This is a genomic window from Sorangium sp. So ce381 (assembly GCF_051473845.1).
In the GTDB taxonomy this organism is placed as follows: Bacteria; Myxococcota_A; Polyangia; order Polyangiales; family Polyangiaceae; genus Sorangium; species Sorangium atrum.
The window spans coordinates 8,070,591-8,094,814 of the sequence record NZ_CP150336.1; the positions used below are offsets into that span (position 1 = coordinate 8,070,591).

Sequence of the window (24,224 nt, forward strand, 5' to 3'; positions counted from 1 at the left end):
GGCACCGGCGACGCCGGAAGCTGCGCGGAACGAACGGAGGCGGGCAGGGCAACGCATGACCCAGAGTTCAGTTGTTTACATAGCGCCGTACCCGGGAAGCAAGCACGCTGTTCGGATGCCGGCGAAGAAATGCCGCGGCGCGCTGCGAGGCAGCGTCGGAGCGGCCGCTCTTCGCGAGCGCGTCGATCCGCAGGACCTCGGCCTCGAGGCTCAGCCGCCCGCGCGGATGCGTCCTGGAGTAGGCGTCCAGGAGCGAGAGCGCGCCTCGCGCGTTCCCGCTCGCGAGCATGGTGCGCGCCGCGTCCAGCGCGCCGAGCTCCGCCTCCAGGGCGGCGGCGCCCGTACCGGACGGCTTCGGATCGAGCTTCGTGGCCGCAGCGCTGCTGCCACCAGCGAGCGCCGGGGCGATCGTCTCCTCCGCGACGGCCTCCACCGGCGCCGGCGCCGAGGCTGGCGCCTGGACCGCCGTCTGCGCGACCGGGTCGGCGAGCGCGGCGCCGAAGCGGTGCGCCGCGGCGACCTCCGACGCGTCTTGCCCGCGCCAGGCGAGGTAGCCCGCCGGGATGCCCGCGAGCATGCCCACCGTCGAGAGCGCGACGAGGATCTTGGTCCAGCCGAGCTTCACGGCGAGCGACGAGGACGTAGAGGACACCCCTGCGGCGGAGAGCGCCGCGGGCGCCGCCACGCTGGCCGACAGGGCGGCGGCGCCGGCGAGTCCCAGCGCGGCAAGCGTCTTCGCGCGCGTCTCCGGTGACGTAGAATACGACGCGCCTGCGCTCAGCAGCGCGCGTTCGAGCGGGTTGTCGCTCTCATCCAGTAGGCGACGTGGTTCCATCATCGTCTCACCTCGCTCGTCGAAACGAGCTCCAGCGCGCGGACGCGCTCACGAAAATCGGCCCTGGCCCTTCGTAGCCGAGAGGCCACGGTGCCCTGCGGGATCCCCAGCACGCCGGCGATCTCCACCATGCTCATCTCCTCGAACTCGTACAGCACGAACACGGTCCGCAGATCTGACTCCATCTGGTCGAGGACCTGATCGAGCATCTGTCGCGCGTGTTTCTGGCTGGTGAGCTGCTCGGGTGTCGCAGCGTCCACAACCTCCGGCGGCTCGGCCGCGGGGAACTCCCGCCGACGCGCGGCGCTGCGGCGCGCGTGGGCGGCTACGTGAAGCGCGGTCTGGAGAAGAAAGCTCTTCTCGGCGCCCGGCCGGACGTCGTCCAGCCGCTGCGCGGCCGCGATGAAGGTGCGTTGCACCGCATCGTCGATCTCGGCAGCAGGGGTCCCCGCGTTGCGGAGCACCCGCCCGATGAAGTCAAGATGAGCGTCCACCATCCGTCGCAAGCGCGCGTCCCGCTGCTTCACGCTGGCCGCCGGTGGCGCCACGCTCGCCGGCTCGCTGTCAGGCAAAGCAGACGATGTCATGACGTCGACAACCATACTCACCGCGAGGCGAGGCATGAGACCAGTGAAGAACGGACACTACCGGGAAGCAATGGGCGACAGCCAGAGCGGAACATTGTCCTCGGGTCGGGGGGGGCAGCGTGCCTGCGGCCCAGCTTCCGGATGCCGTCCATGGGTCATAATTCCCAGCGCGAGTCGGAGTGATCACAGAATCCTGGCTTAGAAGTTGTGCACGATTCCAACGCCGACGAGCGGCGAGATCGCCGGCGTTTCACCGACGGTCTCTGCAGACCACCCCAGTGTGAACCGCCGGTGGACGAGCGGCACGGAGGCGCCCACCTCGAGCTCGAGGGCGGTGTCCTCGCCGAGGAGCGCAGCGGCGCGCACGAGGCCTCCGGCGCTCCACCACGACCGCACAGCGGACTCCGGGTTCGAGACACCTCGCCCCGCCGCCGCGAGCCAGCCGCCGGCGGCGACGACGCAGGGCTCTGCGGTGACGATACGGACGAGCTGCCAGCGCAGCGGGCACGCGGAGAGGGCCGCCGCCGCCCACTGGATGAGGGCGCTGTCGCCGCCCGACAGCAGGTCGTTCCGCGCGTACATCAGCGAGAGACCGAACGACGGGCTCAGCGGGCCCTCGAGGTGCGGGGTCACCCGGACACCGAGGGCGCCGCCCAGGCTCACATGAGGTGCGACGACCTGGGTCACCAGGGCGTGCGCGCCGAGCGTGAACCTGAGCGGGAGCGGCGGCGCCTCTTGCGGGGCGACCGGAGGCTCCGGGGGGACCGCGGGCGGCGGCGCAGGGGGAGAGAGGGGCGCGGTCACCTCGGCCACCTCGTCGAGCGCGAGCGACGCGGTGAGCGAGAGCGCCTGCACCACAACGTCGCACGACGTGGCATCGACGATCCGCGTGTCGGTCTCGCCGCCCGCGTGAACGACGCGCAGCTCGCCGTGGACCCCGGCCCCGCCGCGGCTCAGCCGGACGCGGACACCCCAGCCGTTCTCGCCGTCAGCCGCGAGGCGTACGCGGTCCGACCGGGCACGGATGCCCTGGTAGAACTGGTCGGCGGTCGCGCAGTCCGCCGGGGCATCGAAGTCGATGCGAATGGGGATCGGCGCCGGCGCCGCGGTGGCTGACGACCAACCGAGGACGACGAGCTCGATGAGCGAGATGCCGTCACCGGAAGCCACGGGCCCGAAGGTGCCACGAACCGTTCGCGAACCGCCAGATGGTCATGCAGCCAGCCGATGTGCAACGTGCAAAAATCCAGGGTGGTGACGCAGCGCGGCGGCGGCGCGCACACTGGCGCCGTGAGCTACCTCATCGCGCAAACGTGAGGTCGCGCTCACGCTCCTCCGAGGCGAACGAGCACCTCGCGCAGCGACCCGAGCTCCGCGTCCGCGCCGGTGAAGTCCGACGGCGCGGTGAGCGGCGACGGGACGACCCAGCACGTCATGCCCGCGGCCTTGGCCGACCGGAGCCCGCGCTCGGAGTCCTCGATCACGAGGACATCGCGCGCCGCGAGCCCCAGCCGCTCGCAGGCGATCCGGTACGGCTCGGGATCCGGCTTGGCGCGCGCGTACTGGTCCCGCGTGAGCGCGAACTCGAACCACCGCAGGAGGCCCGTCGCCGCGTGCGCTCGCTGGAACGGCTCGGGCTTGCTGCTCGTGACGATCGCCATGCGAAAGCGCGCGGCGAGCTCCGTGACGACCTCGCGCACGCCCGGCAACAGCGTGTCTCCGCCCGCGACGAGCTCGAGGTACCGGCGATCCCTCTCATCGGCCAGCCGCCGCACGCCCGCCTCGTCGACCCCGCGAGCGCTGGCGAGGTGCCAGGCGCCGCGCGCCTCGACGAGGAACAGCTGGCGATAGTCGTCGATGGTGAGCTCGACGCCGACCGACGCGATCGTCTCGCGCGTCGCCTGGAAGTAAAGCCCTTCGGTGTCGACGAGGACTCCATCGTTGTCCCAGAGAATGGCCTTGAACACGCCGGGCCTTCGTAGCGCCGCCCCTCGATGCCGGCAAGCGAGCTCCGCGGCAGCGGACGCCGCGCCTCGGCCCCTCGGCGCTCGGAAGGACGCGCCCGCGCGAGCGCGGATGCGCGCCGCCGGGCCGTCGCGACTCACGTCGTGGACGCCCGCAGCGGACACCCATCTGCTTGCAGGCAGCGAGGGACCCGGCCGAGCGCGTCGGCCGTTTCCCTGCCGCCCTGCCTGTCGGTGGGAGAGGCAACCCAGGGGCAAACCTACGAGGCGACGAGGCGACAAGGCGAGACACGGAGAAGCCGAGACATAAGCGCTCGCGAAGTACAAAGTTCGTGACTGCGCCACCAGGGATGGTGCTAGCCTCGGTCAAGGCGGATAACACCAACGCATCCACCGAGGCGGTGCTCCCATGGGTGACAAATCTCCGAAGGCCAAAGAGCGACAGAAGAAGCAGGACACGGCGGAGAAGAACCAGAAGAAGGCAGCCGCGACCGCCAAGGCGTCGCCTGCTCCGGCCGCGCCCGCCAAGAAGGGCAAGTAGTCGGACCGAGCGGGGCCGCGCTCGGCGCGGTCCACACCCCCTTTCGACAAGCTCCCCACCTCGCCTCTCCCGGGGCTCGGCGCGCGGGTCGCTCGGCGCCGGGCCGCGGAGGGGCCAGATTTCTTCCACCGCAGCATCTTCCTGGCGCGGCGGCCTCGCGCTAGAGAGGGCCGAGCCGTGCGACCCACCCCGCTCCAAGCCGTCGCGCCGCCGCTCGCCGCGCTCGTGATCCTGCTCGCGCTCTGGGAGGCGCTCGCCCGAGCGCTCAGCATCCCTGCCTACCTCCTGCCGCCCCCCTCGGACGTCGCGCGGGCGGGCGCGGTGGACGCCGGCCCCCTGCTCGCCGGCGCGGTCACGACGGCGAAGGCCGCGCTCGCGGGCTTCTTCCTCAGCGCCGTGGTCGGCGTGCTCGCCGCCATCGCGCTCGCCTCGTCGCGCCCGCTCGAGCGGGCGCTCTATCCCTATACCGTCTTCCTGCAGACCGTCCCGATCGTCGCCATCGCCCCGCTGCTCGTGCTCTGGTGCGGCCCCGGCCTGCGCGCGGTCGCGGTCTCGGCGTTCATCGTCTCCGTGTTCCCGGTCATCGCGAACACGCTCACCGGCCTGCGCTCCGTCGAGCCCGCGCTGCGGGATCTCTTCCGGCTCTACGGGGCCGGCCGCTTGGCCACGCTCCGCAAGCTCGAGCTGCCCTCGGCGCTCCCCCACCTCGTGACGGGGCTCCGGATCGCGGCGGGCCTCGCGGTCATCGGCGCGATCGTCGGGGAGTTCGTCGCCGGCTTCTCGGAGGACGCCGCCGGCCTGGGCATCCTGGTCCTCTCCGCCTATCGCCAGCTGCGCACGGATCTGCTCTTCGCCGCCGTGCTGCTCGCCTCCGGGCTCGGCCTCGCGCTCTTCGGCGCCGTCGACCTCGCCGGCAGGCGGCTCTTGCGGCGCTGGCATCCTTCGGAGATCAATCGCTGATGCACTCCCCCGACAGCCGCCGGTTGTTCCTGCAACGCCTCGCCTCCCTGGTCGCCGTCCCCCTCCTCGCCCCCGCCTGCTCGCGCTCGCAATCGTCGGAAGGCGACGGGCGCGCGTCGTCCGCGTCCCCGCAAGGAAGCGCGCCGGCCACGCCTTCCCAGAGCGCGCCGGCCGCGCCCGCCACGGCTGCCCAGAGCGCGCCGGCCGCGAAGGTGAAGCTCGCCCTCAACTGGGTTCCGGAGCCCGAGTTCGGCGGGTTCTACGCCGCGCGCGAGTCGGGCGCGTTCGCCAAGGAGGGGCTCGACGTCGAGATCCTCGGCGGCGGCGCCGGCGTGCCGGTCGTCCAGATGGTGGCCGGCGGGCAGGTGGATTTCGGCATCTCCGGCGCCGACGAGGTGCTCACCGCCCGCGCCCGCGGCGCGGACGTGCTCCCCCTCCTCGCCGTGTTCCAGACCTCGCCGCAGGCCATCATGACCCACGAGAGCCGCGGCGCGAAGAGCATCGCCGACATCCTCAAGTCGGGCACGCTCGCGATCGAGCCGGGGCTGCCTTACGCCGCCTACCTCAAGAAGAAGTACGGGTTCGACAAGGTGAAGGTCGTGCCGTACGACGGCGGCGTCGCCCGCTTCGTCGCCGACAAGGACTTCTCCCAGCAGTGCTTCATCACGGCCGAGCCGATCGCGGCCAAGCGCAAGGGGAGCGACCCCGCCGCGTTCCTGGTGGCCACCGAGGGGTTCAACCCGTACGTCGTCGTCGTGATCACGCGCGCAGCGCTCTGGAAGGAGAACCCGGAGCGCGTCCGCGCGTTCGTCCGCGCGACGCGCGAGGGCTGGCGCACCTACCTCCAGGATCCGACGCGGTCCAATGAGATCATGGCCAAGCTCAACACCTCGATGGACGCGGAGACCTTCGTCGCCGCGGCCGAGGCGCAGCGGCCGTTGATCGAGACCCCCGAGACCAAGGAGAAGGGCCTCGGCGTGATGACCAGCGAACGCTGGGAGACGCTCGCGAAGCAGCTCGTCGACCTCGGCGTGCTCCAGAAGGCGCCGCCGATCGACGAGGTGCTCGTCGCGATGCGCTGATCGGCACGACAGGCGCCCCGCGCGCGGCGCGCGGCGCGAGATCTCGGCGCGCGACTTCGTCTAGAATGTCGCACGTCGCCGCGCCTCCCGGCGCAGCCGCGCCTCAACGCAAGGGAAGAACGCCCTCCATGGCTTCCACGCATCGACCTCGGGCCAGCCGGCTCCCGTTCGCCTCGCTGCCCCTCGCGGCGGCGTACGTGCCTGCCGCCGTCGCCATCGCCTTTGCCGCGTGCGGCCCCGAGTTCACGGCGCGCCCGCCCGACGCGTCGACGAGCTCGAGCACCGGCGGCGGGAGCGGCGGGACCGGCGGGAGCGGCGGCGGGTGTCCTGGAGGCGGCATGATCTGCGGCGACGCATGCGTCGACCCGATGACGGACGCGCAGCACTGCGGCACGTGCGACGTCGCCTGCCCGACCTTCGGCGGCGAGCCGACCTGCCTGGACGGGGTCTGCCAGTCGCCGGCGTGCGAGGAGAACCGCGGCAACTGCGACAAGGACCCCGAGAACGCCTGCGAGGTGGATCTCCTCACGAGCACCGCGCACTGCGGCAGGTGCGACAAGCCCTGCGGCGGCCAGTGCGTGCGGGGCGCCTGCGTCGCGCCCACGCACATCGCGGCCGGCACGGATTACACGTGCGCGGTGCTCAGCGACGGCTCGGTCTGGTGCTGGGGCAGGAACACCTGGGGCAACCTCGGCGACGGGACGCTGCAGCAGGATCGACCGATCCCCAAGCCGGTCGCGGGCCTCAGCGGCGCCACCAGGGTCGCGGCGAGCATCTCGTCGGGGCGCGCGCACACGTGCGCGGTGCTCAGCGACGGCTCGGTCTGGTGCTGGGGCGCGGGCAACAGCGGACAGCTCGGCGACGGCGAGGCGACGAACTCCCCCTCCCCCGTGCGCGCCAAGGAGCTCGCGGGCGCGACCCAGGTCGCCGTCGGTGGGACCCATACGTGCGCGGTGACGACATCGCACGAGCTCTATTGCTGGGGCGAGGGCAGCTCCGGCCAGCTGGGCTATGGCGACGAGGTCGATCGGGTCGAGCCCACCGTGATGCTGGACGGCGTGGACTCGGTGAGCGCCGGCCTCTCGCACACCTGCGCGGGCATGATGGAGCGGATGGGCGAGCGCACGATGAACTGCTGGGGCCACAACGAGAGCGGCCAGCTCGGCATCGGCAACTTCAACCAGCAGAACACCCCGCAGCCCGTCGCGGGCCTCACCAGCGTCGCGCTCACGGCCGCGGGCGCCTTGCACACGTGCGCCGCGCCGGCGCGCGGCGTGGCCTCCTGCTGGGGCAAGGGAGAGCAGTACCGCCTCGGGACTGGCGTCGTGAACCCCGAGGCGATTCCCCGGAAGATCCCGGACCTCGTGGACGTGACCCGGATCTCGCTCGGCGCGAGGCACTCCGGCGCCGTCCTGGCGGGCGGCGAGGTGCTCATGTGGGGCGACAACGCGAAGGGGCAGCTCGGCACCGGCACGCAGGATCCGGGGCTCCTTCCGGAGCCGATCGGGCTGACCGACGTGGTCGAGCTGGCCCTCGGCGCTGACCACAGCTGCGCGCTCAAGCGCACGGGCGAGATGCTCTGCTGGGGTGACAACAGCAACGGCGAGCTGGGCGACGGGACCGTCGAGCCCCGGCTCGTGCCGACGCGCGTCGTCTGGCCGACGCCGCCGTAACGCGACGCCTCGACCGCGGGGACCGCCGACGCACGCGCGGTGAGCCGACAGGGCATCGCCCGACGCGCCTCAATGGCCTTCGAGGACATCCGGCAGCATTCACCACTACCCGACCAGGACGCGATCTCCGCCTGTTGCACACATCTGCCGCCAGGGACACCACGTAACATGACGTGGCAGACGTGACGCGCGCCGTGCAGTAAGGGCGCAAGCGCGCAACCACGCGGACACACATGCGAAAACAGACGTGGGCGACGCGGGCGACGCGCGCGACGCGCGCGATGCGAGCGCCGGTCAGCTGGTCAGCCGCCACCCTGATATTTCATGAACCGGATAATTTCGACTCGACAGCCAATCAACTCAACCGCATATACTCCAGCTATCATGACCGCGTCGTCAGCCTGACGAAGCCAGGCAGTTTGCACTTTGGCTTCTCGACGCGGCCTATTTCGACAACCCCGGTCCGACAACCATGGACCCCTGGAGGGCATATGTCGCATTCCGCCACGTCAAAATCATCGCACTCCAACGGAAAATGGTTGGCCTGCGGCGCGCTGGTGCTCCTCTCCGCCGTGTCGCCGCTGATCCCGGGTCCGGCGCTGGCGCAGGGGGGATGCTACGGCGAGATCAAGACGTTCGCGACGGTCCCGGCGGCTCCGGGGTTCCCCGAAGGGATCGCGGTCCATGGAAATCGGGTCTACGTCTCCGGCCCAGCGACGTTCGGCACCGCAGGTCAAGGCCCGTCCAAGATCGCTGTATTCGACAGGGACAGCAAAGTCCAGAAGAATACGATCGTGGTGGCGGGCGAGGCGCTCGGCGCCGAGCATGCCCTGAGCTGCATCGCCGTCGACGACGACGGCCGCGTCTACGCGCTCAGCACGCAGCTCGGCCTCCTGCGCTTCACGAAGACTGGACACGGATATGTCCAGGAGAGCTACGGCGATCCGCTGCCGGATCTACCGGCTTGTGTGATGGCCGCGCCGGGACAGGCGTGCTCGCCGACGCCCTTCCCGACGCCGCCGCTACCGAACGATATCGCCTTCGACGAGGAGGGTTACGCGTATGTGACCGACTCGCTGCAGGCGACGATCTTCCGCTACGCGCCCGGCGGCGGCGCGCCGGAGATCTGGTTCCAGAGCACGGCCCTCGTCGGCAGCGGCGACCTGCCGCTCGGCGTGAACGGGATCCGGCTCGATCCGGAGCGGGAGCACGTCTATTTCTCTGTGACGTTCTCCCCGACGGATACGAGCCTGGGTTCCATCTACCGGCTCCCCCTCGTCGACGCCCCCGATGAGGCCGATCTGGAGCTGGTCCACGACTACGATGCTGGCGAGGCGCCCGACGGGTTCGCGTTCGGCAAGTCGGGGAAGCTCTATGTCGCGCTCGCGGCGGCCAACGCGATCTCGGTGCTCGACGAGCACGGGGTCGAAAAGTCGCGCATCGAGAGCGCACCAGGCGAGGAGATTCCCCTCGACGCCCCCGCCAACGTGGCCTTCAACGACCCGGCGCAGATGCTGCTCATCGTGAATCACGCGAGCTTCACAAGGAACCCCGAGCACTTCGGGGTGCTGAGGGTCTGGGTCGGCGACAAGGCCGATCCGCTCGAGAAGCCGTCGCTTCCTTGAGACGAGACCAGGGCTCCGGACGCCGCCCTCGCCTCAGGTGAGGCCCCCGCGCCGGCGCACGATCCAGTGCGCGCCGAGCGCAGCGGCCGCCGCCAGCGTCCAGGCCCAGGGGGGCAGGAGCGGCGCGACGTGGCGCTCGGCCGCCACCTGGGTCGCCGCAGGCAGCGACAGCGAGCCGGCGCCCGACGGGAGCACCGACGCGCCGCCCGTCGCGCGGGCGATCGCCTCCAGGCGGGCGACGTCGGGGCGGGGATCGGCCCACTCGTCGCCGCCGCGCTCGCACGCGAAGTCGCGCCGCGTCGTCGCCCGCTTCTGGTCGCCTCCGTCGCCAACGGCGCCTTCAGGGACGATCTCCACCGTGGCCGAATACCCCCCGGGCTCGAGGCGACCGGCGGCGAGCTCGACCGGCTCGCCGCCCTCGCCGATAGGCGCGGTCAACGTCTTCACGACCGCGCCGCTGCCGAGGCGCGCGATGGTCACCCTGGCCTCGCCGCGCTGCCCGGCGAGGGGGCGCAGCACGAGCGCCGTCTCCTCGCCCGCGAGGCAGCCGCCGCGCGGCTCGATCGCGGCAGGCTCGAAGCGCGGATCGCGCATGAGCCAGCCGAGCAGGGCGTCCCAGAACGCGCCGTGCGCGCGGCCCGCGGAGCTCGAGGCGAACGCGCTGAAGAGCAGGCGGTGGCTGCCGTCGAGCGTCAGCGCGATCGTCCGGCCGCTCTCGTGCTCGCCCAGCGAGAGCACCGGCATCGGCGCGCCCGACGCCGTCGTGCGGGTCGGGTGCGTCATCAGCACCGTCGCCCCGGGGAGCGGATCGCCGACGACGTTGGTCCCCGGCATCTCCGGCATCTCGTCGCCGATCAACGCGAGCAGCGGCGCGAGCACCGGCGCCGCGCGGCCCGCGGCGGTGATGCGCGGCACGAAGGCGCCGAGATCCACCTTGGGCGCGCGGCCGATGTCGAGATCCACCGGCAGGACGCGGGCGAGCCGCGTGCGCGCATAGTTGCCCGACACGAAGGCGTTCGGGCCGCCCACCATGATGAGCCCGCCGCCCTTGTCGACATACTGGGCCAGCGCCGGGAGGTGCTTGGTCAGGCCGTACGGCGCGGCGTCGAAGTCCTGCAGGACGACCGCATCGAAGCTCGAGAGGTGGACGCTGAAGAGCTCGTCGACCGGGAACGGGATCAGCGCGAGCTCGTCCGAGGACGCGTTCACCTCGTCGCCGGGCGTGCGCAGGATGAAGAAGGCCACGACGTCGACAGAGGCGTCGGCCTTGAGCCACATCCGGAGCGCGCGCACGTCGTACGTCGGCCGGCCCGCCACGTGGAGCACGCGGATGCGGTCGCGCGCGACGTCGAGCGTGACGTACCGGACGTCGTTCTCGGGGAGCTCGTCGCCGTCCGGCGCCTTGATCGACACCTCCAGGATGCGGGTGCCGGCGCGGTCGAGCGTCACGCCGAGCTCGACCGTGCCGACGCCGCCCTCGACGTGCGCCGTGCCCGTGGCGAGCGTCGTGGGCGCGCCCTGCTCGCGCAGCTCGCGGGCCACGACGGGCACCGCGTCGCACGCGAGGCCGCCGCTGCAGCCGATGTCGATGCGGAGCGAGAGCGGCTGGTGGGCGACCGCGGCGCCGGAGGTGCGGACCGCGCGGACGCCGGCGTCGCGCACGGACTCGGTCGCCACCGCGACCGTGTGCACCGGGACGTCGAGCCCCTCCAGCGCGGCCCGCGTCGCGGCGGCGGTGTCGTCCGGACCCGGGCGATCGAGCCGGCCGTCGGAGACGACGACGAACGCCGACGGCCGCTCGTCGGTGGCGCGGGCGAGCGCCTCGAGCGCGGCGCTGAGGTCCGAGCGGCGCTGCGGCCGGCCTCGCGCGGCCGACGCGGCCGACGCGGACGCAGCGGACGCAGGGGCCGGCGCCCCCGCGCCCGCGTCCCTGTCGGGGGTCGCAGCGGCGCCAGCGCTCCCGCCCGGCGCCGGCGCGGCGCTGCCGCCCTCGCCTGCCTGCCCGTCGGCCGGCAGCGGCGCGCCTTCGCCGAACACGTAGCGGGAGAGTCGGACGTCGGCGCGCTTCCCGAGCTCCTCGAGCGCCCGATCTGCGCTGTCGCGGCGCGTCCCCGCGACGCCCGGCAGGTCCATGGATCGGGAGCCGTCGACCAGCACCACGACCTTGGGGCCGACGAGGCTCCCGCGCGACGTGACCGCGACCGGACGGAGGATGGCGGCGAGCAGGCCGAGCACGGCGAGCGCGCCCGTGAGCGCCGTGCTGAGCGCCGCGCGTGTCGACGGGGCGCCCACCGCCCCGGCGGCGCGGCCGCGCGCGCGGACGAGCTCGAGCACAAGCAGGCCGAAGCTCAGGGCGGCGACGACGCAGGCGACGGCGACGACCGGCGACGAGAGGTCGCCCGAGGGCGCGAAGCTCCGGGTCACGGCCGCTCCGGGAGCGAGGGGAGCCCAAGAAGCATGCGAGGAGAGGGAGGCCCGCTCGCCGCGCCGGCGTGGGAGAGCGAACGCGCGGGCTGCGAGTCGAGGGCGCGTGACACGCGCGGAGCCTAGTACATCGGAGCGGGGTGTCCCAGCCCGGCGCCGTCACTGCGACCTCTCGGGCGACCTCGAACGACCCGCGAGCCACCTTGAAACGCCGGGCACGCCGCGCGTAGGCTCGAAGCCTTGTGACGATGCGCGAAGAGCTGGACGAGGCAGGGCGGCTCAGGGCAGAGAATGCAGATCTACGCGCGCGCGTAGAGGCGCTGGAGAAGGCGCTGGCGGAGCGCTCCAACGGTCACGCGCAGAACGGCGCCGCGCCGGCAGGCGCGGAGGCCCTCGATGCGCTCGAGGGGCTGCCCACGGCGGTGCCGGCGGTGATCCACTGGCGCCTGGACGGCGCGGTGACGTACTGGAACGACAGCGCCGAGCGCCTCTTCGGCTGGAGCGCGAGCGAGGCCGTCGGGCGCCCGCTGGCCGACCTCGTGGGCGCGGTCCCCGTGTCCGCCGCCGCGGCGCGAGCGTTCAACTTCGCCAGGGAGGAGAGCCGCTTCGCCGCGACCGCGAGCCAGTGCAGGACGAAGGGAGGTCACGCGCTCAGCTGCCGATGGACCTACGCCGTGCTGCGCGACGGCCGAGGCGACGCGCAGGAGCTCGCGGCGCTCGTCGATGACACCAGCGACCGGGAGCGGAGGGAGAAGACGGTGCAGGGGCGGTACCAGCTGCTCCTGCAGCTCGTGGACAACGCGCGGAGCTCCATCTTCGTCAAGGACACCGCAGGGCGCTACGTCCTCGCCAACCGTCTGCATGCGCAAATGATGAATAGGCACGTCCTCGAGCTCATCGGCCGAGATGAGTTCGAGCTGGCCGCCGTGGACCCCGGGGCCAGCGCGATGATCGTGGCGAAGGAGCGCGAGGTGATGACCGGCGGGCAGGTCATGCAGTTCGAGGAGGTGGTGCCGATAGGCGGCGCTCAACACCACTTCTTCACGGTCAAATTCCCGATCCACGACGAGCGCGGCGCGCCGATCGGCATGGGCGGCATCGTGACCGAGATCACGTCGCTGAAGCGCGCGGAGGCGGAGCGGGCCGCGCTGCAGGAGGAGATCATCTTCGCGCAGCAGGCCGCGCTCCGGGAGCTGTCCACGCCGCTCATCCCGCTCGCCGACCGGGTGGTCGCGATGCCGCTCGTCGGGACGATCGACAGCGGGCGCGCGGAGCAGATCATGGAGACGCTGCTCTCCGGCATCAGCAGCCAGGGCGCCCACACGGCGATCCTGGACATCACCGGCGTGCGCGCCGTCGACACGCACGTCGCGGACGCGCTGACGCGCACCGCGCGCGCCGCCCAGCTGCTCGGCACCCGCGTTGTGCTCACCGGCGTCCGCCCGGAGGTGGCGCAGACGCTGGTCACGCTCGGCGTGGATCTCTCCGGGATCACCACGCTGAGCACGCTGCAGAGCGGCATCGCGCACGCCCTCCGCCACGCCAGACGGTAGCTGAGCGCGCCCGGATACCGGAGCTCCTGGCCGCTCAGCCCTCCTGCGTGAGGTACCGGAGGAGCGCGGCCTCGTCGCTCGTGACCAGCCGTTCGATGCCGTCATCCCTCGCGAAGCGCTGGATCTGGAGCGCACCGACGACGCTCTGCACGAGCACGCCGACCCGCCGGAAGCCCCGCAACCAGTGCGGTCGGAAGCGCTTCATCGTCGCCTCGAACGACGGATCGTTCCTGCCGGGGACGGCGCGGATGTCGACGAAGAGGGAATGATGGGAGCGGCCCAGCCTGTCGAGGACGCGGATGAGCTCTCCCATCACGGCCTCGATCTCCTCCAGCGAGGCGAACGGCCTGGAGCTGCGGACGGTCCAGACGACGCGCAGGGACGCGTCGAACAGCACGGTGAAGTGGTCGTCCTGCCAGACCAGCTTCGGAGCAGGGGCGAGGCGATCCGACGTCATCGCCTCACGGCCGCGAAGGCGCGGAGCGGGGTCGGTTGTCGTCGATGGCGCGGCGGCGCATCAGGAACGGCGCGTGCACCTGATCGTCCTTGTAGTTCGAGCAGAGCACGTACATCGCGATGTTCACGGCCAGGCGGAACGCGCGCTCCCGCTGCGCCTCGCCCCCGGGCGTGACCTCGACGCTCGGCCCCCCGCCCTCGGAGCGCGCCAGGGCGCCGGCGAGGTCGTGGTCGGAGAAGATCACCTGTGGCATGCCGCCGCGCACGATCGCGGAGAGCTTCGGCGGGCCCTCGACCCGGCCGACGGCGCGCGGGAGGAGATAGAAGGAGCGGAAGACGACGTTCTCCGTGCCGATCGGGATGGGAGAGCCCTCCGGCAGGACGCGGGCGAGCTCGCGCCGCGCGGCGCGGCCGAACGCGCCGCTCCCCGGGGCGAAGTCGTCGACGAGGAGCACGCCGCCGAGCGCCAGGAAGCGGCGCAGGCCGAAGACCTCGCGCTCGGTGAGCGGCGGGAGATCGCCCTCGCCGCCCCAGAACGCGAACGGCTCGGCGAGCAGCGCCGGGTCGTCGGCGCGGACCGTGGTCGGGTTGCGGCGCGCCGGCGCGCTCGTCCGCCGCTCCAGCTCGAACGACCAGCGCGCGGGGGCGGTGGCGCGCACCCCCTCCCATCGCGCGTCGCCCGTCAGCAGCGGCCGCGGGTTCCACGCCCCCTCCTCGCCGAAGGCGCGCACGGGGCGCGGCACCGCGAGGAGGAGCAGCGCGGAGACCAGCACCAGCGCCAAGACCGCGAGGCGCCGCGGTCGCGCCGCGACGAGGCGCAGCGGCCGGGCCGAGGCGGCTGGGCGCGAGGGCGGCAGCGCCACCTCACCGCCCCGGCCGCGCGGCCGGCGAGCGCCGAGCCGGCCGAGCCATCGCCTCAATCGAAGTCCTCGACCCGCCATACGCCCGCCTCGCGCCGGAGCTTCACCTCGTGCCCACCCGGGATCTGCACCGTCGCGGAGTCGCCGGCAATCCGGACCTCGAGCCCCTCGGGCTGAGCGAGCCCCTCGACGAGCGAGCGGAGGTCGCTCTCGATGGCGGCGCGCGTGGCCGGCGTGAGGACGCGCAGCAGGCCGGCGTAGCTGCGGCGCGCGAGGACGCGGCGGAGCTGCTCGAGGGCTTGCTCGGGGGTGCGGCCGCCCGCAGGCAGCGCGTCGGCGGCCGAGATCCGGAAGGCGCGCTCGCGCTCGTCGAGCTCGAGGGTCGCGATCTCGCCGTCCGGGTAGCGGACGCGGGCGCGGGTCTTGACCACGACCCCCGGCGCCGTGACGCTCCGCGCCTGCTCCGCGAGCTCGGCGCGCGCCTCGGCGACGCGCCGCCGCACCTCGTCGCGCGACATCGCGGTGCGGCTCTTGTCGCTCAGCATGCCGTAGATGGCGTCGGCGTCGCCGCGCGCCGCGGCGTCGGCGTAGACCTGCACCGCCTCCTTGGGGTCGGGGAGCGAGGACGACGCGCAGGCGAGGCCGGACAGCGGCAAGAGCGGCAAGAGCGACAGGAGCGGCAGCGGCAGCCGCGGCGATCGGGGCAATCGCGGCAAGAGAAGCGCGAGCAGCGGGGTGAGGGCGCGCGGCACAGGGCGAGCCTAGTACATCAACGGCGGCGCGTCCCAGCGCCATGGACGAGCGCGGCGGCCGCCGTGAGGGGCCCGGCCGTGGTAAGCCGGCTCCTTCCGCGCCTCGCCTTCCCGCTCCACGACCCGAACGAAGCCGCCGCCGCATGACCGACGTTGTTGGAAAGCTCTGGGGGTTCTGCCACACGCTGCGCCACGACGGCATCGACCACGGGGACTACATCGAGCAGATCACCTACTTGCTCTTCCTGAAGATGGCCGCCGAGAGAGGCATCGATCTCTCGCGCGTCGAGCACAGGACGCCCCGCGGCGAGGTGGATGCGACGGACTGCTCCTGGCCCGCGCTGCGCGCGCGCAGCGGGCAAGCGCTGCTCGACCGCTACGCCGACGTCCTCCGATCCCTCGACGGAGCCCCGGGCGTCCTCGGGGAGATCTACGCGGGCTCACAGCCGCGCTTCAAGAGCCCCGCGAGCCTCGGGAAGCTCGTCGACCTCATCGACGAGATCGAGTGGACGCGCCTCGGCGTGGACATCCAGGCCGCGGCGTACGAGGGCCTGCTCGAGAAGGCCGCCGCCGAGGGCAAGAAGGGCGCGGGGCAGTACTTCACGCCCCGCGCCCTGATCCAGTCGATCGTGCGGTGCATCAGGCCCGATCCGCAGGGGAAGCCGGGCTTCTCCCTCTGCGACCCGGCGTGCGGCACCGGGGGCTTCCTTGTCGCCGCCTGGGAGTGGATCGAGGCCGAGGCGCGGGGAGCGCTCGACCGGGAGGCGGCGCGCCGGATCAAGGCCGGGGCGTTCTTCGGCCAGGAGCTCGTCGCGCGCCCCCGCCGGCTCGCCTTGATGAACCTGTACCTCCACGGGATCGAGCCGAGGATCGCGCTCGGCGACTCGATCGACGCCACCCCGCCGGACGAGCGGTTCGACGTGATCCTGACGAACCCGCCGTTCGGCACGAAGGGGGCGCACGAGACGCCGCGACGCGAGGATTTCGCGATCGCGACAGCGAACAAGCAGCTCAACTTCATCCAGCACGTGCTGACGATCCTGAGGCCCGGCGGCCGGGCGGCGATGGTCCTGCCGGATCATTGCCTGTTCGCCGACCAGGCAGGCGCGGTGCTCGAGGTCCTCGCCAGGGGCTGCGACCTGCACACGGTGCTGCGCCTGCCGCACGGGACCTTCACGCCGTACAGCGCCGGGGTGAAGGCCAACGTCGTCTTCTTCACGAAGGGCCGCGCGACGGAGAGGGTCTGGATCTACGACGCCAGGACGGGCGTCCCGTCGATCACCAAGAAGGGCCGGCCGCTGTCTCCGGCGCACTTCGCGGAGTTCGAGCGGTGCTACGGCGGCGACCCCGACGGGCGCGGGGCGCGCGAGGCGGCGAGCTCCAGCGAGGGTCGGTTCCGCAGCTTCGAGCTCCGCGAGGTGAAGGAGCGAGATTTCAAGCTCGACGGGCTGAGGTGGCTCAGGGAGGAGTCGCTCGACGAGGCCGGCGAGCCGCCCGAGCCGGAGGAGCTGGCGACCGACGCCCTCCAGGAGCTGGCGGAGGCGGTCGCCGCGCTGAACCGCGTGCTCGCGCTGCTCGAGGGCGGGGCGAAGGCGGCGGAGGCGTGAGCGGGCCGCTGCCCGAGGGATGGGCCGAGACGACGCTCGCGTCGCTCTGCTCGCACCGGAGCGGGAGCTCGAAGCTCATCAAGGGGAAGCTCCACGCCGAGCAGCGGCCAGGGCGCTACCAGGGGTTCAGCGCCGCCGGCCCCGACGTGTGGTGCGACGGCTGGGAGCACGAGGGCGATGCGATCGTCGTCTCCGCCGTGGGGACGCGGTGCGGGAAGGCGTTCAAGGCGCGCGGGCGGTGGTCGGCGATCGCCAACACCCACGTTGTCTGGCCGGATGAGCGGGCCGTCGACGTCGATTACCTGTTCCTCCACCTCAACGACGAGGGATTCTGGGCGAAGGGCGGCTCCGCGCAGCCGTTCGTCAAGGTGCGCGAGACGTTCGAGCGGCCCTTCTCTCTGCCTCCCCTCCCCGAGCAGCGCCGCATCGTCGCGAAGGCCGAGGCCCTGCTCGGCGAGGTGGACGCGGCGAAGACCCGGCTTGCGAGGTCGTCGCTGCTCCTCCGGCGGCTCCGGCAGGCCGTGCTGGCGGCGGCGTGCTCGGGGAGGCTCACCGAGGACCTGCGCGCGCCGGGCGCCGCTGGGCTGGCGGAGGGACCGGCGGAGCCCCTGCCGCGCTGCTCGACGTCGGCGCCGGCCGCGCCCGGGGCGAGCAGCGACGGTCCCGGGCGTCCCCTGCCGCCGTCCTGGGTCCTCTGCCCGTTCGGCTCCCTGGTGGACAACCACGATGGCCGACGCGTCCCGGTGAGCTCCGCGGTTCGAGAGAGGCGCCGGGGGCCCTATCCGTATTACGGCGCGTCGGGGGTCATCGACTCGATCGATGGCTACCTGTTCGACGGCGATTACCTGCTGATCGCCGAGGACGGCGCGAACCTGCTGTCGAGGAACACCCGGGTGGCGTTCGCCGCGAGCGGGAGGTTCTGGGTGAACAACCATGCTCATGTGGTCCAGCCGAAGGCCGGCGTGGTCCTCGGGTACCTCGAGCTGCTCCTGAACTCGCTCGACCTGCAGCACCACGTGACCGGCTCGGCGCAGCCGAAGCTCACGCAGGCGGCGCTCAACGGCATCCCCGTGCCGGTGCCGCCGCCGGAGGAGCAGGCGGAGATCGTCCGCCGCGCACAGGCGCTCTTCGCGCTCGCCAGCGAGGCCGAGGAGCGCGTGGCCCGAGCCGCGGCCCGGGCCTACAGGCTACCGCACACGATCCTCGCCAGGGCGTTCTCCGGAGAGCTCGTCCCCACCGAGGCGGCGCTGGCTCGCGCGGAGGGGCGGGGCTACGAGCCGGCGGAGGCGCTGCTGCGCCGCGTCCGGCGCAATGGGGCAAGCGGCTAGCTCTCGGTTCGATCGACATCGAACTTCATCGATCCTCTCGCTTCCTCGGCCCCCGCACGCGTCCACCACCGTCCCTCCACGGTAGCTCCTCCCGCTTCTGGAATCGCCACGGGCCGCCTTCCGTTATCCTCAGCACGCCTCATCGGATCACCTTCGCCCACGGCTCCACGCCGTCATCGCGGGTCCGATCCGATGAAGCGCATGATCCCGAGGAGGTGCTCATGAAGGTGCGGATTGTCGTGAGTTACGTCCCCCGCTATCGCCGGGGCCACCGCTTCCACTTCGTCCCGCCCGTCACCGGGATTCACCTCGCGGCGATCACCCCGCCTGAGCACGAGGTCGAGCTCTTCCACGAGCAGGTGCGCCCCGTCCCCGTCGACGCCTCGCCGGACGTTGTCGCGCTCTCGTTCTTCTCCGGCTTCGCGCGCCGCGCCTACGCGCTCGCCGATCGCTACCGCGCCCTCGGCGTGCGCGTCGTCGCCGGCGGGCCGCATGTCTCGTACTGGATCGAGGAGGCGCTCCAGCACGTCGATGTGGTGGTCACCGGGGAGGCCGAGGCGGTCTGGCCCGCGGTCCTGCGCGATCTCGCGCGAGGCACGCAGCGCCGCATCTACCACGGCGAACCGGCCTCGCTCGCCGGGCTGCCGACCCCTCGCTACGATCTGCTCGAAGAGCGCTTCCTCGTCCCTCGCGTGCTCCAGGCGACGCGCGGGTGCCCGTTCACGTGCAGCTTCTGCACGGTGCCGGACCTCAACCCCGGCTTCCGCGTGCGCCCCGTCGACGAGGTGATCCGCGACATCGCCACCACGCATTTCCCCCGCTTCTGGCAGGAGAAGGTGGCGTGGTTCTGGGACGACAACCTGCTCGTCCAGCGCCGCTGGGCCAAGGAGCTCCTGCGCGAGCTCGCCGGGCTCGATCGCTGGTGGCTCACGCAGGCATCCATCGATATCGTCAAGGACCGGGAGCTCCTCGACGCGATGGAGCGGTCCGGCTGTATCGGCATCTTCCTCGGTATCGAGAGCCTCGACGAGGCCGATCTCAAGAGCGTCGACAAGCGCCAGAACCGCGCGCGCGAGTACCGCGATGCCATCCGCAAGCTGCACGATCGCGGGATCTGCGTGATGGCAGGCTTCATCTCGGGCTTCGACGATCAGACGCCGGAGGTCATCGCCTCCACGGCCGATCGGCTGAACGAGATCGGCGTCGACGTCCCGTTCCTGAGCATCCTCACGCCGTTCCGGGGAACGCCGCTGTACGACGAGCACCGGCGAGACGGGCGCATCCTGGAAGAGCGCGACTGGCCCCATTACAGCGGCTACGGCGTCGCCTTCCGGCCGGCGCGCATGTCCCCCGAGCAGCTCCTCGCCGCCCACCGCCAGATGTGGAATCGCGCGTTCGGCCCGGCGGCGGTGCTCGAGCGCCTCGCGCGCGGCGCGCGGTCGCTGAGCCGCGGGGCCATGATGCTGTCGGCGGCGATGAACGGCTTTTACGGCCTGAAGCAGATCACCGGCAACGAGCCGGCCGCGCCGCCGCTCGAGCCGAAAGGGACGATCCGGCACCCGGCGCCCGGGGGCGCCCCGGCCCGGCTCTCGCGCCTCGGCCTGAAGCGGGACGGCGTCGGAAGCTCCCGGTGATCACCGGTCCACGTACACCGCGAGCGTCGATGATCTCGACGGTCACCACGCCGTTGTCCCTGACGTCACCACCTCTGCTCCGGCCCCTGCTCGAGCCCACAGCACGCCCCGCACGCAGCGCGTCCGGCGACCCGCGAGGCCCAGGCCCGCCAGGTCAAGGCAGCTTGACAAGCATGCTGAGCGGACTAGACCCAGACACTCGTGCGCAAAGGTAGTCTTATGAAGGCGAGCAGCGAACCGATGTCATGAGACATTGTGCTTCCGACGTGCTTCGTATCCGAGGGTCCGGCTGGACCTCGGAGCAGCAGCGCCGGAGCAGGCGCGCCTGCGGAGCCTGTCCCGACGCTGAAGATCTGCGCCTCGCGTCCGTCGTTCTCAGCAACTGAGAGGGTGGGATATGACGACGTTCGAGAAGCTGGTTCCAGGCCGCTTGCTGGCCGCCGCCGCTGCCGTGGCCCTCGCCGTGGGCCTGCGCGCCGCGCCTGCGCGTGCGATCACCGGGAATTATGACCCCGACCCGGTACACACCTACGTCGGCATCGTCGTGTTTTACGATCAGGACGGCGTGCCTTCTTCGTTTCAATGTTCGGGCAGCCTGCTGTCGCCGCGCATCTTCCTGACGGCTGGGCACTGCACGAACGACGCGTTCAATTGGTCTTACGCGCGGGTTTACTTTCATCAGTTCGCGGCCACGCGCTTCGACCCGGTGACGCAAATGGACCCCGTGACGGGCTATCCTACCGGATGCGTCGGAGACGACCCGTACTGTGTCACCGGCCACATGCTGTACGACTTCGGCTTCGTCAACTTCCTCAGCATACCGGACACCCACGACGCTGGGATCGTCGTCCTCGACGAACCGGTTGCGTTTGACACAAATTTCCCGAGCCTGGCCGCCCCCGGCACGCTGGATCAGCTCGCGACGGGGCGGGGGACCCAGGATACCACGTTCGTCGTGAGCGGTTACGGGTTATCGGACAACTGGCCACCCAACAAGCCGGTGGAGTGGCTCGGCCAGCGATTGATGGCCACCACGAAGCTGCAGAACCTGAGGAACGTATTCACCGACGGCTACAATTTCCAGGTCTCGATGTCTCCGGGAAACGATCGGGGCGGGCTCTGCGTCGGCGATTCAGGCGCACCCCTGCTCTGGGATGACAGCGACATCATCGCCGGCCTCGCCAGCTTCGGAAAACACCGGCAGTGCCTCGGCAATGGCTTCGCGTTCCGGGTCGATCAGCAGGAGCTGCTCGACTGGATCCTCGAGATCGCCGCGACGGTGGGTGAAGACGACCAGATCTCGGTCGTGCCGATCCCGGCCGACTGACTCGAGCTGCAGTCGGGTGAGGGCGAGAGCCGGCGGCCTCCCTCGCAGGCGCCCGGCCGGAGGTAGCAGCCCTTCCGAGCCGGCCACGAGCCCCCGCGAGCGAGGGTCGAGCTAGGGCAAATCTCTGATCTCGGACGTGCAGGCGCCCTTGTCGCAGCGCGCCGCCACCGCCTCCTCGCTCTCTTTCTCGAGCCGCCGGCCGTCCTCCGCGAGCGGCGGACCCGACAGGCAATCGCACAGCGGGGAGCTGGCGACGCACGCCGCTTCGGCGGCCTCGAACGCTTCCTTGTCGTCCGCGTCCACGCCGACGAACAGGATGTCCCCGCAGCAGGTCCTGACATGCGGCAACACGACGCAGTCGCTCGCCTGTTCGCAGGCCTTGCTGAACGCAGGAAAGCTCGACTCGCGGCACGTCAGGCCATGGCTGCTCTCGCCCCCGGAGCCGCCGGCCCCGCCGCTCGCGGCGCTGCCGCCGCCGCCCCCCGAGCCGCCGGCGCCGGCGCTCGCGGCGCTGGCGCCGCCGCCCCCGCTCCCGGTGGTCCCTGACCCTCCACCGGCGCTGCCGCTCGCGCCCGCTCCGCTGGTGCTCGTGGATTCGGCGCTCGCAGGTCCATGGTCATCCTCGCCGCACGCCGCAGCGCACAGCGTCGCCCACGCAATGAAGGAACCACGAGCCAACCAGAGAAAGCACTTGTGTGTCATGGCCGCCGCGTCGAGCACGGGACATGCCCGCTCCGGCACGCGTGAAACATGCTGCTTTTCTGTGCCATGGCGAGCCACGACATGGCAGGGCGCGGCAGGGCGATCACGGCAAGTTCGGGGGTGGCGGGCATGAGCGCGGGCGTCCACGAACACGCGATTGCTACGATTGTAGCAGACATGAAAGGCTCGCGTGTCGCGCGTCCATCCAACCACCGCGCCAGGTCGAAGCAGCCATACGGTCACTTGACGCCGAGGGCGCAAGAGGGTGATGCTCCGCCGCCATGGCGGGCTGGAAGCGGGTGAACGCGTCCCTGGCGATGGCGCTGATCGGGCTCGCGGCTGCGGCGACAGGCGGATGTACCGCGCTGGCGGGGCTGGACGAAAGCTACCATCTGGTGGGCGGGAGCGGAGGCGGCGGCGCCTTGGGCGGCAGCTCGGCGGGAGGCGAGGCCGGCGGCGCCTCGGGCGGCGGCTGGGCAGGGGGCGAGGTCGGCGGCGCCTCGGGCGGCAGCTCGACGGGAGGCGAGGCCGGCGGCGGCGATGTCGGCGCCGCGGGCGGAGCCGGTGGCAGCGCCGAGTGCGCGACCTGCTCGTTGCCCCCTTACGACACCGACGATCCGGCGGACCTGTGCGAGGCGTCGGCCGAGATTTACGAGGTGCTCATGGACTGTCTCTGCGCTGCCTGCGGCCTGGTGGAGGAGTTGCCCTGCTATGGCGCGTGCGGCGCCGGCGAGGCGCGGAGCGCCGAGTGCAACGACTGCCTCGTCTCTGTGGCCGCCGAGGTGGAGGGCGAGTGCGAGCCGGAGGTCGCGGCGTGCGAGCTCGACACGGGCGAGTGAGCTCGACTTCCGAATAGCGGCGTTCGCTCAGCAGGGCGTGAACATCTCGGCGCCGAGATACGTATTCGTGAACTGGCTGTTGACCGGGTTGCCCAGGTAGTCGTAGCACTGCACGTTGACCTGGGTGTCCGAGCCGACGCCGGTCCAGTACGAGACCTTGCAGTACTGGTTGCCATAGCCGTACGCCGTCACCATCGCGGTCGAGTTGTACGACAGCATGTTCGGGTACCGGACGAAATGCGACCCGACGGGCGCGTTGTGCCCCGCGCTGATGCCCGGGCCGAAGTAGCAAGGTTGCAGCGTGTTGTACAGACGCGTGTAGCTCGCGGGCGGGGTGTACGATGACGACACCGGGTCGCTCGCCCACGCGAAGCCGCCCACGCGGCCGGTGCTCGGCATGCCGAGGTGATAGCTGAGGCTGAACAGGCTGTCGGCCGACGCGCCCGCCGCGCCCCAGCAGCCCACGTCGATGACGGTGTCGGCGCCGCTCTGGGTCCAGCCCGAGACGTTGCAGTACTCCATACCGCCGCCGTACGCGGTGACATGCACGGTGCTGCCGGTGGCGGACATGCCCGGGACGCGGACGGTGTACCGGCCTGTGTTCACGCGGGTGATGGTGCTGTACTGGCTGCCGCTCGTGTACTGGTACGTCGTCGAGGGCGTGTACGGCGCGTTGAGCGAGGCAGACGCCTGGTCGTTCCACAGGTACGCGCCGCCATAGCTGTTGTTCTCGCGCGAATAGAGCGCGACGAAATAGGTGTTCACCGGGGCGCCGCCCACGGTGTGGCAGCGGACGTTCACGCGGAGCGTGGTGGCGAGGGCACCGGTGCCCCACGACGCCACCTTGCAGCGGTCGCTTCCGCTGCCGTAGCTCGCGACCTGCACGTTGCCGCCGGCGCCGGCGAGGTTCGGGAAATCGACGTAGTAGATGCCCGTGCCCGTGTTGGTGATCGTGTTGGTGCCGCCGGCCGAGTTGTACGAATACGACGCGTTGGCGTTGATGGTGCCCACGCTGGTCAGGGTCGACCACACCCAGCCGAAGCCCTGCGTGGACGAGCTGGAGAGCATGGCCTCCTCGGCGCTGCCGGTGTCCTCTTCGGAGAGCGCCGCGGCCTCGGGATCCTGCGTATCCGCGACGCAGCCGACCGCGACCGTGGCGGCGAGCGAGGCGAAGGACGACACGAGTACAGCCAAGATGCCATTCTTGAGCATCGACATGGGGAGACCTCTCAGAGTGAAATAGGGACTGCGGTGCGCGCCCTCTCTCGCGGTGCGCAGCTTCGCGGAGACGCGGGGCTCATTGCAGCGCGCGGGCCAGACGCGGAGCGTGCGAGCTGCTGCGGCTTTCCGGGGGTTCTCTCGTGGAGAAGGGGGTCGCCGGTGGTCTGGGCGTCACACGCGGCTGCAGGACTGTCGCCCGGCAGAGGACAAGGGCGGCGCGGCCCCGCAGCCCATCACGACCATCGCACCGCCGA

Annotated in this window: 21 protein-coding genes; 11 read left to right on the forward strand and 10 right to left on the reverse strand. The window is 71.6% G+C overall.

Annotated features, from left to right (window positions below):
* Positions 1-67: 67 nt before the first annotated feature.
* The 4 genes from WMF29_RS29805 to WMF29_RS29820 form a co-directional block, all read right to left on the reverse strand.
* Positions 68-838, reverse strand: coding sequence for a hypothetical protein (locus tag WMF29_RS29805; RefSeq protein ID WP_437323532.1), 771 nt, complete (start codon positions 836-838; stop codon positions 68-70).
* A complete protein-coding gene (locus WMF29_RS29810) occupies positions 835-1,422 on the reverse strand; it encodes an RNA polymerase sigma factor (RefSeq protein WP_272094452.1) in 588 nt (195 codons plus the stop codon). Before WMF29_RS29810 ends, WMF29_RS29805 begins: the two co-directional genes overlap by 4 nt.
* 198 nt (positions 1,423-1,620) lie before the next feature.
* The gene (locus WMF29_RS29815; RefSeq protein ID WP_437323533.1) at positions 1,621-2,592 is read right to left on the reverse strand and encodes a hypothetical protein; all 972 of its coding nucleotides are present in this window, start codon (positions 2,590-2,592) and stop codon (positions 1,621-1,623) included.
* Positions 2,593-2,747: 155 nt separating this feature from the next.
* The gene (locus WMF29_RS29820; RefSeq protein WP_437323534.1) at positions 2,748-3,389 is read right to left on the reverse strand and encodes an HAD family hydrolase; all 642 of its coding nucleotides are present in this window, start codon (positions 3,387-3,389) and stop codon (positions 2,748-2,750) included.
* A 406-nt stretch (positions 3,390-3,795) separates the two neighbouring features.
* Between WMF29_RS29820 and WMF29_RS29825 the strand changes: the two genes are divergently transcribed.
* From WMF29_RS29825 to WMF29_RS29845, 5 genes are all read left to right on the forward strand, one after another.
* Entirely contained in the window at positions 3,796-3,927 is a 132-nt protein-coding gene (locus WMF29_RS29825) for a hypothetical protein (protein ID WP_269454198.1), read from the forward strand.
* Between the two features lie 177 nt (positions 3,928-4,104).
* Entirely contained in the window at positions 4,105-4,887 is a 783-nt protein-coding gene (locus WMF29_RS29830) for an ABC transporter permease (RefSeq protein WP_437323535.1), read from the forward strand.
* On the forward strand, positions 4,887-5,969 hold the full coding sequence (locus WMF29_RS29835; RefSeq protein ID WP_437323536.1) for an ABC transporter substrate-binding protein: 1,083 nt from the start codon (positions 4,887-4,889) through the stop codon (positions 5,967-5,969). Before WMF29_RS29830 ends, WMF29_RS29835 begins: the two co-directional genes overlap by 1 nt.
* Before the next feature lie 128 nt (positions 5,970-6,097).
* The gene (locus WMF29_RS29840; RefSeq protein WP_437323537.1) at positions 6,098-7,642 is read left to right on the forward strand and encodes a hypothetical protein; all 1,545 of its coding nucleotides are present in this window, start codon (positions 6,098-6,100) and stop codon (positions 7,640-7,642) included.
* Between the two features lie 572 nt (positions 7,643-8,214).
* A complete protein-coding gene (locus tag WMF29_RS29845) occupies positions 8,215-9,267 on the forward strand; it encodes an SMP-30/gluconolactonase/LRE family protein (RefSeq protein ID WP_437323538.1) in 1,053 nt (350 codons plus the stop codon).
* Positions 9,268-9,300: 33 nt separating this feature from the next.
* Here the strand turns inward: WMF29_RS29845 and WMF29_RS29850 are convergent, their stop codons facing one another.
* Positions 9,301-11,691 carry a glutamine amidotransferase gene (locus tag WMF29_RS29850; RefSeq protein ID WP_437323539.1) on the reverse strand — a complete coding sequence of 797 codons (2,391 nt, stop codon included), beginning with the start codon at positions 11,689-11,691 and terminating at the stop codon, positions 9,301-9,303.
* A 248-nt stretch (positions 11,692-11,939) separates the two neighbouring features.
* Between WMF29_RS29850 and WMF29_RS29855 the strand changes: the two genes are divergently transcribed.
* Complete coding sequence (locus tag WMF29_RS29855; RefSeq protein ID WP_437323540.1) at positions 11,940-13,244, forward strand: PAS domain-containing protein; 1,305 nt, start codon at positions 11,940-11,942, stop codon at positions 13,242-13,244.
* Between the two features lie 34 nt (positions 13,245-13,278).
* Here WMF29_RS29855 and WMF29_RS29860 read toward each other — a convergent pair whose 3' ends face one another.
* Genes WMF29_RS29860 through WMF29_RS29870 form a run of 3 tightly spaced genes read right to left on the reverse strand, consistent with a single transcriptional unit; the run spans position 13,279 to position 15,312 of the window.
* On the reverse strand, positions 13,279-13,701 hold the full coding sequence (locus tag WMF29_RS29860; RefSeq protein ID WP_437323541.1) for a hypothetical protein: 423 nt from the start codon (positions 13,699-13,701) through the stop codon (positions 13,279-13,281).
* 4 nt (positions 13,702-13,705) lie between these two features.
* Positions 13,706-14,620, reverse strand: coding sequence for a DUF4159 domain-containing protein (locus WMF29_RS29865; RefSeq protein WP_437323542.1), 915 nt, complete (start codon positions 14,618-14,620; stop codon positions 13,706-13,708).
* Positions 14,617-15,312 (reverse strand): hypothetical protein, encoded by a 696-nt coding sequence (locus WMF29_RS29870; RefSeq protein WP_437323543.1) that lies wholly within the window; start codon positions 15,310-15,312, stop codon positions 14,617-14,619. The genes WMF29_RS29865 and WMF29_RS29870 overlap by 4 nt, the downstream gene beginning before the upstream one ends.
* Positions 15,313-15,455: 143 nt before the next feature.
* Here WMF29_RS29870 and WMF29_RS29875 point away from each other — a divergent pair, with 143 nt between their 5' ends.
* From WMF29_RS29875 to WMF29_RS29890, 4 genes are all read left to right on the forward strand, one after another.
* Positions 15,456-16,919 (forward strand): N-6 DNA methylase, encoded by a 1,464-nt coding sequence (locus WMF29_RS29875; RefSeq protein WP_437323544.1) that lies wholly within the window; start codon positions 15,456-15,458, stop codon positions 16,917-16,919.
* Positions 16,916-18,247 carry a restriction endonuclease subunit S gene (locus WMF29_RS29880; RefSeq protein ID WP_437323545.1) on the forward strand — a complete coding sequence of 444 codons (1,332 nt, stop codon included), beginning with the start codon at positions 16,916-16,918 and terminating at the stop codon, positions 18,245-18,247. The genes WMF29_RS29875 and WMF29_RS29880 overlap by 4 nt, the downstream gene beginning before the upstream one ends.
* A gap of 221 nt (positions 18,248-18,468) precedes the next feature.
* Complete coding sequence (locus WMF29_RS29885) at positions 18,469-19,881, forward strand: B12-binding domain-containing radical SAM protein (RefSeq protein ID WP_437323546.1); 1,413 nt, start codon at positions 18,469-18,471, stop codon at positions 19,879-19,881.
* A 397-nt stretch (positions 19,882-20,278) separates the two neighbouring features.
* Entirely contained in the window at positions 20,279-21,208 is a 930-nt protein-coding gene (locus tag WMF29_RS29890; protein WP_437323547.1) for a trypsin-like serine protease, read from the forward strand.
* A 111-nt stretch (positions 21,209-21,319) separates the two neighbouring features.
* On the opposite strand, the gene WMF29_RS29895 is transcribed toward WMF29_RS29890, so the two are convergent.
* Positions 21,320-21,910, reverse strand: coding sequence for a hypothetical protein (locus tag WMF29_RS29895; RefSeq protein ID WP_437323548.1), 591 nt, complete (start codon positions 21,908-21,910; stop codon positions 21,320-21,322).
* A gap of 281 nt (positions 21,911-22,191) precedes the next feature.
* Between WMF29_RS29895 and WMF29_RS29900 the strand changes: the two genes are divergently transcribed.
* Positions 22,192-22,749, forward strand: a complete 558-nt coding sequence (locus WMF29_RS29900; protein WP_437323549.1) for a hypothetical protein — start codon at positions 22,192-22,194, stop codon at positions 22,747-22,749.
* Positions 22,750-22,776: 27 nt separating this feature from the next.
* On the opposite strand, the gene WMF29_RS29905 is transcribed toward WMF29_RS29900, so the two are convergent.
* Positions 22,777-23,967: a hypothetical protein gene (locus tag WMF29_RS29905; protein ID WP_437323550.1), complete on the reverse strand. Its 1,191-nt coding sequence runs from the start codon at positions 23,965-23,967 to the stop codon at positions 22,777-22,779.
* Between the last annotated feature and the right edge of the window lie 257 nt (positions 23,968-24,224).